Source organism: Cellulomonas flavigena DSM 20109, assembly GCF_000092865.1.
Classification (GTDB): Bacteria; Actinomycetota; Actinomycetes; order Actinomycetales; family Cellulomonadaceae; genus Cellulomonas; species Cellulomonas flavigena.
In genome coordinates, this window is sequence record NC_014151.1 from 4,109,984 (window position 1) to 4,123,179 (window position 13,196).

The 13,196-nt window shown below is 71.3% G+C and carries 9 protein-coding genes; 1 reads left to right on the forward strand and 8 read right to left on the reverse strand.

What is annotated here, in order from left to right; all coding sequences use genetic code 11:
- Positions 1 to 160: 160 nt before the first annotated feature.
- Together CFLA_RS18695 and CFLA_RS18700 are read right to left on the reverse strand one after the other, a co-directional pair.
- On the reverse strand, positions 161 to 1,312 hold the full coding sequence (locus CFLA_RS18695; protein ID WP_013118914.1) for a ParB/RepB/Spo0J family partition protein: 1,152 nt from the start codon (positions 1,310 to 1,312) through the stop codon (positions 161 to 163).
- Entirely contained in the window at positions 1,309 to 2,559 is a 1,251-nt protein-coding gene (locus CFLA_RS18700; RefSeq protein WP_013118915.1) for a ParA family protein, read from the reverse strand. Before CFLA_RS18700 ends, CFLA_RS18695 begins: the two co-directional genes overlap by 4 nt.
- Before the next feature lie 638 nt (positions 2,560 to 3,197).
- Between CFLA_RS18700 and CFLA_RS18705 the strand changes: the two genes are divergently transcribed.
- Positions 3,198 to 3,434 carry a hypothetical protein gene (locus CFLA_RS18705; protein ID WP_013118916.1) on the forward strand — a complete coding sequence of 79 codons (237 nt, stop codon included), beginning with the start codon at positions 3,198 to 3,200 and terminating at the stop codon, positions 3,432 to 3,434.
- Between the two features lie 257 nt (positions 3,435 to 3,691).
- On the opposite strand, the gene rsmG is transcribed toward CFLA_RS18705, so the two are convergent.
- The 6 genes from rsmG to rpmH all read right to left on the reverse strand — a co-directional run bounded on the left by rsmG (position 3,692) and on the right by rpmH (position 12,718).
- The gene (rsmG, locus tag CFLA_RS18710) at positions 3,692 to 4,561 is read right to left on the reverse strand and encodes a 16S rRNA (guanine(527)-N(7))-methyltransferase RsmG (protein WP_148234426.1); all 870 of its coding nucleotides are present in this window, start codon (positions 4,559 to 4,561) and stop codon (positions 3,692 to 3,694) included.
- Positions 4,562 to 10,151: 5,590 nt separating this feature from the next.
- Positions 10,152 to 10,664 (reverse strand): Jag family protein, encoded by a 513-nt coding sequence (locus CFLA_RS18715; protein ID WP_013118921.1) that lies wholly within the window; start codon positions 10,662 to 10,664, stop codon positions 10,152 to 10,154.
- A 62-nt stretch (positions 10,665 to 10,726) separates the two neighbouring features.
- Positions 10,727 to 11,881: a membrane protein insertase YidC gene (yidC, locus tag CFLA_RS18720; RefSeq protein WP_013118922.1), complete on the reverse strand. Its 1,155-nt coding sequence runs from the start codon at positions 11,879 to 11,881 to the stop codon at positions 10,727 to 10,729.
- A 22-nt stretch (positions 11,882 to 11,903) separates the two neighbouring features.
- The gene (gene yidD, locus CFLA_RS18725; protein ID WP_013118923.1) at positions 11,904 to 12,200 is read right to left on the reverse strand and encodes a membrane protein insertion efficiency factor YidD; all 297 of its coding nucleotides are present in this window, start codon (positions 12,198 to 12,200) and stop codon (positions 11,904 to 11,906) included.
- A gap of 9 nt (positions 12,201 to 12,209) precedes the next feature.
- The gene (gene rnpA, locus CFLA_RS18730) at positions 12,210 to 12,569 is read right to left on the reverse strand and encodes a ribonuclease P protein component (RefSeq protein ID WP_043599336.1); all 360 of its coding nucleotides are present in this window, start codon (positions 12,567 to 12,569) and stop codon (positions 12,210 to 12,212) included.
- Between the two features lie 11 nt (positions 12,570 to 12,580).
- The gene (gene rpmH / locus CFLA_RS18735) at positions 12,581 to 12,718 is read right to left on the reverse strand and encodes a 50S ribosomal protein L34 (RefSeq protein ID WP_043601468.1); all 138 of its coding nucleotides are present in this window, start codon (positions 12,716 to 12,718) and stop codon (positions 12,581 to 12,583) included.
- Between the last annotated feature and the right edge of the window lie 478 nt (positions 12,719 to 13,196).

Below are 13,196 nucleotides of genomic sequence, written 5' to 3' on the forward strand. Positions count from 1 at the left end.
GTGTCTGCTTTGTCCGGAACGGTCGTTTCTCTGAGCGGTCTCGCTAGAAACGCTAGTCAGCGGGTGGCGCCGCAGGAAGCCCCGAGCACGGCTCTCGGGGCTTCCTGACGAACTGGTGAGTCATGCTCACTTCACGGTGCCGACGGCCACCGGGGTCGGGTCAGCCCTTGAGCACCCCGGGGTCCTCCGGTGCGAGCGTCGCCAGGATCCGGTTGAGGTCCTGCACGGACGCGAACTCGACGGTGAGCCTGCCACGCGTCTTGCCGAGGTCGACCTTGACGCGGGTCTCGAACTTGTCCGACAACCGCGACGCCAGGTCGTCCAGTGCCTCGTTGCGGATCCCCGCGCGTGTTCGTGGCTTACGGGCGGGTGACTTCTCGTCGCCGCCGAGCGAGACGATCTCCTCCACGGCGCGCACCGACAGACCTTCGGAGACGATGCGCTGGGCGAGACGCTCGATGGCCGCACCGTCGCCCAGACCGAGGAGGGCACGGGCGTGCCCTGCCGACAGGACGCCCGCGGCGACGCGGCGCTGCACGAGGGGCGGCAGGCGCAGCAGTCGGAGGGTGTTCGAGATCTGCGGCCGGGAGCGGTGGATGCGGGTCGCGAGCTCGTCGTGCGTGCAGCCGAAGTCGTCCAGGAGCTGCTGGTACGCGGCTGCCTCCTCGAGGGGGTTCAGCTGCGAGCGGTGGAGGTTCTCCAGCAGCGCATCGCGCAGGAGGTCCGACTCCTCCGTCTCACGGATGATCGCGGGGATCGTCGAGAGACCTGCCTCCTGCGTGGCCCGCCAGCGCCGCTCCCCCATGATGAGCTCGTAGCCGTCCGCGGCCTCGCGGACCACCACCGGCTGCAGGACGCCGATCTCCCGGATCGACCCGACGAGCTCTGCCAGGGCGTCCTCGTCGAAAACGGTCCGGGGCTGTCGGGGGTTCGGCCGGATCGACCCGACCGGCAGCTCGGCGAAGCGAGCGCCGGGGACAGGCACGAGCCCGTCGATCTCCTTGGCCGCACCCGGTGCGGCCTCGTCCGTGATCGCCGTGCTCTCGCCAGGGGTCGCTGCGGTGACCCGCTCGTCGGCCACTGCGGTGACGGTCGCGGGCGCTTCCACCGCGGCGCTCGTTGACGCCGTCGGGGACGGCTCGGCGGCGGGTGCCGCCGCCGCAGCCTGTGCCGCTGCCTCGTCGGCGGCCGCCTTCACGGCGTCGGGGAAGAACACGTCGACCGGGCGGTCACCGGTGCTGCGGGGGGTGTCGAGCCCGGTCGGGATGAGTGCTCCCAGACCGCGGCCGAGACCACGACGCTTCTCGCTCACTGGTCCTCCTGAACAGGGCCGCTCGGTGTGCCGGCGGGGGTGGGGGTGGTGGGGGGAAGGGCACGCTCCGCGAGCTCGCGAGCAGCCTCGAGGTAGGCGAGGGCCCCGGAGGAGCCGCCGTCGTAGGTCATGACGGTCTGCCCGTAGCTGGGCGCCTCGGAGATCCGGACGGACCGCGGCACGGTGGTGCGCAGGGTGCGCTCGGGGAAGTGCGTCCGGACCTCCTCGGCCACCTGCTGCGCCAGGTTGGTCCGCGCGTCGTACATCGTGAGCAGGATCGTCGATACGGTCAGCTCGGGGTTGAGGTGCGCCTGGATGAGCTCGATCGTCTTGAGGAGCTGGGACAGCCCTTCGAGCGCGTAGTACTCGCACTGGATCGGGATGAGGACCTCGCGGGCGACGACGAACGCGTTGACGGTGAGGAGCCCGAGACTCGGCGGGCAGTCGACGAAGACGTAGTCGATCCGGCTGAGTCCCTGCTCCGCCCGCCACTCGAGGTACGAGTCGAGTGCACTGCGAAGTCGAGTCTCGCGCGCCACCATCGAGACGAGCTCGATCTCGGCACCCGAGAGGTCGATCGTCGCCGGCAGGCACCACAGCCCCGGCACATCGGGGCTCTCCTGAACGGCCGCGTGCATGGGCGCACCGTCGACGAGCACCTCGTAGATCGACGGCGTGCCGGCCCTGTGCTCGATGCCGAGGGCGGTCGATGCGTTCCCCTGCGGGTCGTTGTCGAGGACGAGGACCTGGAGTCCTGCCTGCGCGAGTGCTGCCGCCAGGTTCACCGTGGTCGTCGTCTTGCCGACGCCTCCCTTCTGGTTCGCGACCGTGATCACGCGGGTGCGCTCGGGACGCGGGAACTTGCGGCCCCGCAGCTCGATGCGGCGACGTGCGTCGATCTGGAGCTCGGCGAGCAGCGGCGTGTCCGGGGTGGGCTGCGGAAGGCTCTCCACGAGCGCAGCGCGGTGCGCGTCGTCCTGGCCGTCGCCGCGCGTAGGCTCGGCCACGCTCCCCCGCCCCGGGAGATCCGCCACACTGCCCGCCTCGTCGTCCACGACGGCAGGGAGCTCGTCAGCACCGAGCGTCGACCCCACGGCAATCGACGAGGACCCGGCGTCGGTCGCGGCCTGGACGGGCGGTGCGGACACTGCGGCGCCGCCGTTGGACTGCGCGGGCGAAGCTTCCTGGGATCCCTCGCGCGTCTCGGTGATCTGCTGCGGCTCGGAACGCCACGGCGATGCGCCCATCTCGACGACGGACACCGGTTGCGGTCGGCCGGCGCGACGCGGCTTGGTTTCCGCACCGCCCGCTGGCGCGGGCGTCGCGCTGTCGCTCGCGGGCTGCTGGGTCTCCGCCTGCCCTGCGGATGCCCCGGTCGCTGTTCCACGTGAAACAGTGCCGCCATCGGCGTGCTCGTGATCCGTTCCACGTGAAACAGCGCCGCCGGCGCCCCCGGCAGCCGTTTCATCAGGAGCCTCGCTGGACGCCGGGCCCGAGGCGGCCAGGTCGTGCGCTGTCCACCGAGGAGTGCCCGCCGACAGCACTTCCCCTCCACCGGAGGTTCCCACCTCGACCTGCCGGGCGCCGTCCGCGTCGGCGTTCCCCAGTGCGGGCGAACCGTTGCCCACGCTCGCCGGCACCCCGAACTGACTGCTGGACGCGCCCGCAGTTTCAGAGGCTGCCGCACCTGCGTCGTGAACGTCTCGGCGGGGACTACTCGCAGGCCCGAGATCGCTGCCTGGTCGCGTCGCGTCCCCGGCAGTTGAGTCGAGCGTCGGGGCGGCTGCGGAGGTCGATGCGTCTGCAGGGGCGGTCGTCGAGCTCATCGGGGGTGCGGCAGCCGATCCGGTCGACGTGGTGCTACCCGAGATGCCCGGAGGGACGGATGACGATGCGGCTGCCGGAGCGGTCGTCGAGCCAGTGGCTGGAGCAGGCGTCGAACCGGTCGCGGGTCCGAGCGACGATCCTGCAGCTGACGTCGGCGACGGTGCGGTCGCAGGGGTCGACGACATTCCAGGTGCAGGTGCTGCCGTGGGCACGGGCGCGGCGACGTCTGCGGGCGGACGCTCTTCCGTCGGCGCGGCATCCCGCGCCGGCGTCGCGGATGACGGCGTGGCTGTGACCTGGTCGGCGTGGGCCGCTGCCGAGCTCGGCCCACCGTGCATCGACTCCGTGGGCTGCATCGCCGTCGGCGCCTCCACGGCAGCTCCCGGCGCTGGCGCAGGCGCCGAGAACGCTGCTGCGGGATCGCCGAACCTGCCACCCCCGGACGGTGCCGATCCTCCTGAGGTCACGGGGTCTGGAACAGACGTGGCTGCCGCCTGAGCGGCCTCGGCGGCCGCCCGCTCAGCAGCCTCGCGCTCCTCGCGTCGCTTCTTCCTACCGAACACGCGCACCTCTCCCTCGGACGGCCGACACGACTCGCGTCGGCTCGATCCCGGCGATCGTCGTCGCCTCGTGGACCCGACCGTCGATCAGACCGACCGACCGCATGACCTTCGCTGCCGCGGCGAGCTCCTCGGCCGCCTTGGCGCCCTTCATCGCAACAATGCTTCCGCCCTCACGCACGAGCGGCGCCGTCCAGCGGTACAGCTTGTCGAGCGACGCGACCGCTCGCGCGGTCACTGCATCGGCCTCGACAGCACCGTCGAGCTCCTGCGCGCGGGCGCGCCTGACCTCGACATTCGTGAGTCGGGTCCGCTCGACGACGTCCTCGAGCCACGCGACGCGCCGCTCCATCGGCTCGACGAGGATCACCTGCGCCGCCGGGCGCATCGCCGCCACGACAACACCGGGCAACCCGGCTCCTGAGCCGACGTCCACGATGACCCCGTGATCAGGCAGAAACGGCACGACAGCAGCGGAGTTCAGCATGTGTCGCTCCCACAGGCGTGCCACCTCCCGCGGACCGATCAATCCACGGAGCTCCCCCTCCTCGACCAAGTAGGCGTGGAACGTCTCGACCGCCGACCACGCGTCACCGAAGAAGTCGGGAAGCCGGGAGTCGCCGTCCCACGGGTCGACGAGCGAGTCGTTGCCGTCCTCGACGCGCGACTCTTCTGACACTCGGGGCTCCTGTTCCACGTGAGACACGGCGGGGATCGTCCGACGGACGCGCGCGGTCGATCCATCTCGCGCTGCGCGCCATACGCTACCGCCCCCTTCAGTCTGCCGACCGAGCCCACCCCGCACTGCCGAGAACGTCTCTCCCCTGAGCACCGGCGGCGCAGGCACGAGCACCGCAGGCATGGCCCGAGCCGCCGGACGGGTGCAACTCCTACTCCCGGCACGGGTCCAGAGCCTCGACGTGCCGGGCATGTACAGCACCGCACGTGTACCCCCGAGGCGGCGGACGGATGCAGCTCCTACTCTCGACACGGGTCCAGAGCCTGGACGTACGGGGCAGGCACGAGCACCGCATGCATGTCCGGAGACAACCGGCCTCGGGCTCTCTCAGGGCCCACACGGCAGAGCAACCCGCCCGCCGGCATCGCCGAACCTCGTCGGCACGCCACGTCGGCGTCGGTCCGGATTCCCGAACACGCTGTGCGGCCCCTCCCAGGCGGCCGCATCCGGATCGCCGCGCGTCGTCGCTCACAGCGCGTCGGCGGGTGCGATCACCGGGCACATCTCTGTTGCCCGCGCTCCGGTTCCACGTGAAACACACGGCACCCTTGAGCGCCTCAGGCGCCGGACCCGAGTCTCCAAGCGCCGCGCCAGCAGGGTGGTGCTCAGTGCTGCCCGTCAGACCCCGCGCGCCGGGTCAAGTACGACGGGACGCTCGGGGCGTCCACCGCCGTCGGCTGACCGCCTCGACCAGGGTCATCCCCGCCGGAGCGCTGCCCTACCCCCGGCTTGCCGCGAGGCCGCCGGGGTTCGGAGTGATCCCGAAGAGTGACCTGCACGCTTCCGAGTTTCACGTGAAACAGAGGGAGGCATGAACATTTCCGCACCCACCAACATCGCCGTGCCGCGCCCCCGTCCGTCGCGAGCCCACCGCTCCGGCAGGAGCGGCGCCAGCTTCTACCGCACGCGGTGACAGCGCGGCGCAGGACATGACCGCCGTCGGTCGCACCGTCTCCTGGTGCCCCACGTCTGCTGCGTCTCGTCGCTCATGGCGGCCAGCGCGCACCGCCCGCAGCGTCACCGACACGGCCGTACAACCCGATGGCTCTGTTCCACACCCCGCCGGGCCGGTTCCGCACGCCCCCGATCGCCAGCACCACACCACGGTGCGCCACGCCGCACACCCCGGCCCCCCACGCCCGCACACACCCCGGGCCGCGACACCCCCACACACCCCGGTCCCCTACGCCCGCACACACCCCGGTCCCCTACACCCCCACACACCCCGGTCCCCTACGCCCCCACACACCCCGGTCCGCGACACCCCCACACACCCCGGTGCCCTACGCCCCCACACACCCCGGTGATCTACGCCCGTGCGACCCCGATCGCCCGGTACGTCACACCCCATGGTTCAGTCCCGGCATCAGCGGGTGCCGACGTCACAGGAGGCATGACCAGCAGGCCGGATCGTCACGTTCAACGCATCGGTGCTCTGTGACGACAGTTGGAAGGTTGATTCCGTCCCATGGCCGCCGAGACTCCGTCCACGGCGGGACGCCGACGGCAGGGAAGCTCCAGCAGCCGGAATCGCGACCAGGCGCATGGATGCCATGGATGCCCACGCGACGACCGTGCCCCAGCCCCTGTGATCGAGCGGACCGGCGACCGAGGGCAGGCCTCCCCGGAGTCTCGGGCGGCGGGCCCTGGCGACTGAGCGGGGAGGTTTCTCCCCGCGTCCCTCATCGAGTTCCCGGGGTACGGTCCTCCCCATCACAACACGGGCCCGGCGGGAGAACCAGCGATACATGCGGGCGCGAGGGCATGCCAGGGCCCCTCCATGTGTGGCTGAGTGCTCAGACGTGCGAGTACCTCCGAACACACCGCCCGGCCTTCCCCGCGACAAAGGACGGCCGCCGAGTCGGACCGTCCTGGGCTGTGGGACGCGGACGTGAGTGTGCCGGGGCCGCGCCTCAGTACCTTGGTGCAGTGCGACGCAGTGGTGCTGCCGAAGGGAACGGCGGCAGCGGTGCGGTCCACGCGCGGATACGTACGCGTCCGTAGGCGTCGGCATGTCCTTCGTGCGGAGCGGGGGACACCGCGGCGGGGCTCGTGGTCGGGCCGAGTTCACGGCAGGTGACCCACGAGACCGCGACTGACGCACCGCGCGCCGCGACCTGAGCGGAAACGCGGATCGAGTGCACGGGAACTGTGGTGGACGTAGGACTACCAGGACGTCCCGCTCGTTGGCCAGACGCCGGTCGAGACGTCGCGCCTCCCAGGTGCGTGCAGATCAGACACGCAGACAGCCCCGCGCCACTGCCCATCGTGCCGGACTGGGCGACCGGGCAGAACGTGCCCGGCGGGAGATGCTCGAGCGGCTCGAGCATCATGCGTCCTCGAGCCGGCCCACGCAGCGGACCTGCATGAGCCGGCTTGCGCAGCGGACCTGCATGAGCCGGCTTGCGCAGCGCACCTACGTCCATCCAGTACGCCAAGGGACAGGCCCGATCCGCCACGCCCCGGGGCACATCCCGAGCCGCCCCGCGGCCACACTCCCTGCCGCGCCGCAGCACATACCCGAGCCTGTGCGCCTCGGCGGTTCGAGCTGTCAGCGACGGGATGGCTTCTGTCGTCGGGGGGTCCGCCCTGGGGGCGTCGTCGATAACGGCCGACCTCGCAAGGACCACGGCGCGACCACACCATGCCGCGACGACACCACGGCACGACCACACCATGCCGCGACGACACCACCGCACGACCACCCCACCGCGGGACGGGGCGATGGCGCGAGGTCTGCCCCACACGCCCCGGCGCTGCGGTCCATCGCGCACTCGCACTCCCGCGCAGCGCCGGAGGTGAATTGCGCGACGCAGTACCGCATTGCACTCGGCCGCGCGCCAGACGAGACGGCGCACGGGTGCCACGTGACGATCCCGCGAATCACGAGATCATCTCCAGCCCGGACCGCGCGACGGTCGCGACGAAGGCGAGCATCCCTCCCGTTCTCGCCACGCGGCTGACCACACCACTCGGATTGGACGCGCGCCGACGAGTGTCGCGCCGACGCCTCGCCGGCGGAATGCTTCTCGAGCCCGGCGCTGCCGGTCTTGACGACCATCCCCGCCGCCGTCCTTCGGCAGCGTCGACAGGGCCCGTCGTCCTGAGCACCGTCGCACCGCGGGCGGGACGCCTCGTCAGTGCGATCGCTCCTTGCGACACCGGCGCCCGGGCGCCTGCTTCTGCTGGAGGCCAAGCCCGCAACAGGCCCGCGCTCCCCCGCAGCCACACTCCGCGCCATGCGGCTGAATGTCTCGTGCGCCCGTCCACGCCGCCCCACGGCTTCAGCGACACACATCGACACGTGCACGCGCGTCGACGCGCGAGAAGCCTCTCGATCCCCGAAGCCGCATGAGGGTGGGTGCCGGCGATCAGGCGGACTCCGTTTCACGTGGAACATCGATGGCGCCTCGCTCCTACGTGGCCGTGCCCGACGGTGAAGAGATCCGAGCGTGCTCATCTCCTCGCAGTACGTCGCGCTGAGCAATTCACGTGGAGACGGCCGTCTGGCCCGCTCGCGAGGCGAGCACCCAACGCGATGCCGTCGGCGACGAGCCACGGCCAACGCTCTGCCGACCCGCGGGCATGATCGCGCGGACAGACTCGCGCCGAGGGGTCAAGTGCCGCGGGCGGCCTACGCCGCAGCGCGTGGTCCTCGAGACGCAGCAAGCCTTTGCGGCTCTCATCCCCTTCCCACACCGCGGTCGGGCGTGCATACCTGCCCTCATCCAAAGCTGACGCCCGTCGGAGACCCACCTGGGCGATGCTCTGAAGCGTCCCGCCCATCGAGTCGCAAAAAGCGCGACCTGTACGACCGTCATCTGCAGGAACCACGCCGCGAGGTCCAGCGAGCGGCAGTGAGGCAACGCAGACACCGCGCCGGGAGCCGCGCATCAGGAACACGAGGAAGGTCGAGTTGGTGGTGCGACGCTCCGTCTACCGTAGGGCAGAGCCCAGCCGAGCTGGCCGCACGTCCGTCGTCATGACCGCTCTGCATGAGCGCGCGCAGCGCGCACCCCACAACACGCAGGACCCCACGCCGTCCAGGCGTGACCTGCGTGCGGTCGTCGACACGGCCCTGAACCACGGCACCGAACCGACAGCTTCTCGCACGCCGCGCGGGCCGTACGAGACCGCCACGCTGCTCGCCACGTCGTACCCGACCCCCACGCCTCAGCGCTCACGACCGAGCGTTCGAAACGCCACGCGCGACCCGCGCGCCGGGCATACGCCCGTGAGGCGGCGCGCGGCACCGCGCTGAAGAGCGACGCCCTGGCCGCACTGCGCCGCGCGCGGCCCGCAGCACGCGAGTGCCCGAGGGTGCTGCAGAGCGCCGAGCGGGATGTACGCGGCCCCAGAACCCCACGACCGGCGTAGCGCATCAGTCCATCCCAAGGTGATGCAGGGCGCCGCAGCCGACGGCGTCGTGCTGTACTCGTGGGGGCGCGCACGAGCCGCGAGTTGACCCCGTGTATCGAGCGCCCTCCGTCCACGCCGCGTGCGACATCCGACCGGCCGGCACGGGCGCTGGCGGACCACCGCGCCCACGGGGGCAAGTGGCTCTCGAGGACGGTGGGTCCCGCAGAATCGGGCGAACGCCCCGGCCTCCCCGCTCGCGTTTCACGTGGAACATCGTCGGACGCCGGGAACTGTCGTTGGCCTACGCCACAGGCCCGCCCCGTGGAGCAGCCGACCAGGTCACCAACCCGTGCGCCTGGGCCTGTCAGCTGGCTTGATGTCCGACCTCCACTGGGCGCCTGGCAGGGTCGAGACGTTCCACGCTCGATGGCGACAACGGCGACGGGTCGACGCGACTCGGGGCGCGCGCGTCGCCGAGGTCGACTACGACCGTCCCGCTCGTCGCCGCGGACCCCAACTCCCCCGGCTCGCACGAGTCATCCGCACCTCGTCACCGAGCATGTCTCCCCGAGTACGTGCCTTGGTGTTCGCTGGCGCACACCCCACTCGCCCAGGCCGCCGACTGGGCCGCCGCCACGCGGCGCGCCCAGGGTGCCGGGCTTCGGACCAGGAAGGCCACGACGGCGGACCCCCGACAGCCGCCACCCCGTTCGACGGTCGACCCGCGGAGCGACGAGAACACCACGACGATCCTCTTGAGCACCGCGTCGGCGTCTGCGCACCGAGCCACACGTCCAACGGGTCAGGCATCTCCTCACGCCGTGGTTGTCGCACTTCTCGGCATCTCCGCGCGGTCTCGTCGTCCCAGACTCACCCGACCCGGACCTGACGCAACGCGCACCGGGAGGACGGCGCGAGGCGGCAAGCACCCACACCTCCCACCCTGGAAAGGTCCGCCCGATGCCACCCGTCCCCGCTGACGGGCAGTCCGGGGCAGGCGCCGTGGACGACGAAACATCGCCCTTGCGGCTCTCGTTCCACGTGAAACACAACGCTGCTGGCCATCCAGGTCGTCACCTCAGGCCGGGGGCGCCCGATCGTACGGCCCTAGTACGAGACGCACGGGCCCAGCACACCGCACCGCACCGCACCGCCGGAATGTGCCTTCACCCGCGCCAGGGAAGCCGCCTCGGAGACGACGTGCGAGGGCGTCTCGACCGAGCTCCAGGTCAGCCACACACCGTGAGGGGACGACCATCCCGAGCCCGCCAGAAGACAGCGACGGGCGAGTGGCTGCTGCCACCCGCCCGTCCGCGTCGGATCTTCGTGAACCCGCAGGCTCACCCCTCGTGAGTCACGCCGGGTGGATGACCACACGCCGCTCGGGCTCGACACCCTCGGAGTCGCTCACGAGGCCGGCGTCTGCGACTGCATCGTGCACGACCTTGCGCTCGAACGGGTTCATCGGCTTCAGCGTGACCGCAGCACCCTCGGCCTTGACCCGCTCGATGGCCTCGCGGGCGATCCCGATGAGCTCCTTGCGGCGCGCCGCTCGGAAGCCGGCGACATCGAGCATGAGGCGGCTGCGCTCGCCGGTCTTCGTCTGCACCGCGAGCCGGGTCAGCTCCTGCAGTGCGTCCAGGACCTGCCCGTCGGGGCCGACCAGGCGACGCAGGGACGTGTCGTCCTCGTCCTCGGCGAGGATCTCCACCGCCGCACGGCCGTGGTCGACGTCGATGTCGATGTCGCCGTCGAGGTCGGCGATGTCGAGGAACTCCTCGAGGTAGTCGGCCGCGATCTCGCCCTCCTCCTCGAGTCGCGTCACGAGGTCACCGTCTGCAGCGGTGCCCGGCTCGGAAGTAGCCATCTCTTCTCCGTTCAGCGAGATCGCGTCCGCACAACGTGTCACGGCGTGCGCGAAGCGGGTGGTCAGGGGGCTGCAGGGCCGTCCGTCGGCGTCGACGACGTGTCCTTGCGCTTCTTCTTCTTGGCGGGCGCGGGCGATGTGGCGTCGGACGCCGGCGCACTGTCGGCGGACACGTCCGCCTCCGGCGCGTCGGTCACCGCGTCATCGGCGTCGGTCGCCGCTCCCCCGGCCGGCACCGTGCCTGCACCGACCGCCGGCCGACCCTTCGCGCGGTCCTTGCGCTTCGGCTGCTGCCGCTGCCCACGAGGCTTCTCCTCGATCACCGCAGCCGGCGCAGCGTCCTCGACGACCTGGCCGCGCCGCGCTGCCTTGCGTGCCTGACGCTCCTTCAGAGCCTTCTCGGCCTCCGATCCGGGCGCCGGCATCCGTCGGATCGTGTAGAACTGCTGGCCCATCGACCACAGGTTGGTCGTGGTCCAGTACAGGAGCACACCGATCGGGAAGTTGACGCCGGAGAAGGCGAAGATCAGCGGCAGCATGTAGAGCAGGATCTTCTGCTGCTGCGCCATGGGGCCTTCGAGCGCCGCGGGCGGCATGTTCTTCATCGTGAGCTGGCGCTGCGTGGTGAACGTCGTGACCGACATCGCGATGATCAGGATGACCGTGACGATCTGGATGTGGACGTTGCCGTCAGCCTTGAGGAACGTGCCCGACAGCGGGGCCCCCCAGATGGTCGCGGCCTCCGCCTGGGCGGCGAGCTCACGCGTCATCGGACCGATCGCATCAGCGCGCTCGTAGGTGCCGGCCGCGAGGCGCGGCAGCTCGAACAGGACCCGGAACAGCGCGAAGAAGATGGGGGACTGCAGCAGGATCGGCAGGCAGGACGCGAAGGGATTGGTCCCGTGCTTGCGGTAGAGCTCCATCATCTCGCGGCTCATGGCCTCACGGGACGCGGGGTCGCTCTTGCCCTTGTACTTCTTTTGCAGCGCCTGCATCTCGGGCTGCACGAGCTGCATGCCGCGCGACGCCTTGATCTGCTTGAAGAACAGCGGGATCAGCAGGATGCGCATGACGATGACAAGGCCGACGATCGACAGGCCCCAGGCGGCGCCACTGGTCGCGTCGAGCCCCGCCCACGTCAGCAGCTCGTGGAACCTGACCATGATCCAGGCGACCACGACCATCAGCGGGAACAGCAGGCCGTCCATCCAGTCCATGAAGCAGTGCTCCTCGCGAGCGTCAGTGCGCGGCCGCGGCCGCGTCGTGAGAGTGGTGCGCGTGGCGTGACGGTGGAACGTCGTCCACGCCACCGGGGTTCCAGGGGTGGCAGCGCGCGACCCGCCGGACGGCGAGCCACCCGCCACGCGCCGCCCCGTGGCGTCGCACCGCGGTGACGGCGTACTGCGAGCACGACGGGTAGAAGCGGCACGTCGGGGGCGTCAGCGGCGAGATCACACGCCGGTACACCCACAGGAGCGCGAGCAGGACACCGGCGGGCACTCCACGCACCACACGGAACACTGCTGACCAGGACATCTGCGGCGCCTAACCCTCGTGGCGGCGCTCGAGCCGACGGCCCGCCGTCGCGAACGCGCCGTCGAGGTCACGGCCGAGCTCGACCGAGGACGCGGATGCCGCCGCGGGCTGTGCCCGCACGACGACCAGCGCCCCTTCCGGGAGACCGTCGAGCCGCGCGGCGACGAGCGCCCGGAGACGTCGCTTGACGCGGTTGCGGGTCACGGCGTTCCCGACGCCCCGGGACACGACGAGACCGACCGCCGGCGGGCCGGGGTCGGTCGTGGTCGTGAGGTGCACGACGAGGGTGTCGCGGCCCCCGCGCGCGCCCCGACGCACCGTCTGCTGGAAGTCGGCAGAGCGGCGCATCCGGTGCGCTGCGGGGAGCACCGGGACGTGCGTCAGGCCGAGAGCTCGGCGCGCCCCTTGCGGCGACGCGCCGCGAGGATGGCGCGGCCGGCGCGCGTACGCATGCGCAGGCGGAAGCCGTGGGTCTTGGCCCGGCGCCGGTTGTTCGGCTGGAAGGTGCGCTTGGTCACGACGTTCTCCACACGTTTGTCGATCGATCGCACGCAGTCGCGCGACCAGGTCCTGGGTGCCGGGTTCGACTGCTCCAGGGAACGCACGCGGTGAGGCGTACGACGGCGTCAGGGCGCGCCGGACGGAGCCGTTGAAAGGCTGCACCACGTTACGCTGCTGCCCCGGACAGGGTCAAATGCCGGAAGCCCGGAGCGAGCCGCGGGTCACGTCCTCGCGGGCGCCACCGGTCCCTTACCCTAGGTCATCGCGGCAAGGGTGCAGGGACGTCGGCGTGTCGCCGCTCTCACCCGGCCGCGTGCTGACGGCCTCACCCGTCGACCGGTAGCATCGGTGCGTCGTGCGACCGACGGGCGGGCAGCCGCGGACGTGCGAGCGCGCTGCACGTGGGAGCGCACCCGGCCCCGTCGGGCCGACCGCGCCGGACGTCCGGCCGGAGCACAGCACACCGCCCGTCACGCGCGCGCACAGGTGTGGACA

What these genes read in the sequence shown, in the direction of transcription:
- CFLA_RS18715 (WP_013118921.1), bottom strand. Translation starts at nt 10,664, where the DNA reads ATGGCTACTTCCGAGCCGGGCACCGCTGCAGACGGTGACCTCGTGACG.
- rsmG (WP_148234426.1), bottom strand. Translation starts at nt 4,561, where the DNA reads ATGCCTGCGGTGCTCGTGCCTGCGCCGCCGGTGCTCAGGGGAGAGACG.
- CFLA_RS18705 (WP_013118916.1), top strand. Translation starts at nt 3,198, where the DNA reads ATGACGATGCGGCTGCCGGAGCGGTCGTCGAGCCAGTGGCTGGAGCAG.
- yidC (WP_013118922.1), bottom strand. Translation starts at nt 11,881, where the DNA reads ATGGACTGGATGGACGGCCTGCTGTTCCCGCTGATGGTCGTGGTCGCC.
- CFLA_RS18700 (WP_013118915.1), bottom strand. Translation starts at nt 2,559, where the DNA reads ATGGGCGCATCGCCGTGGCGTTCCGAGCCGCAGCAGATCACCGAGACG.
- yidD (WP_013118923.1), bottom strand. Translation starts at nt 12,200, where the DNA reads ATGTCCTGGTCAGCAGTGTTCCGTGTGGTGCGTGGAGTGCCCGCCGGT.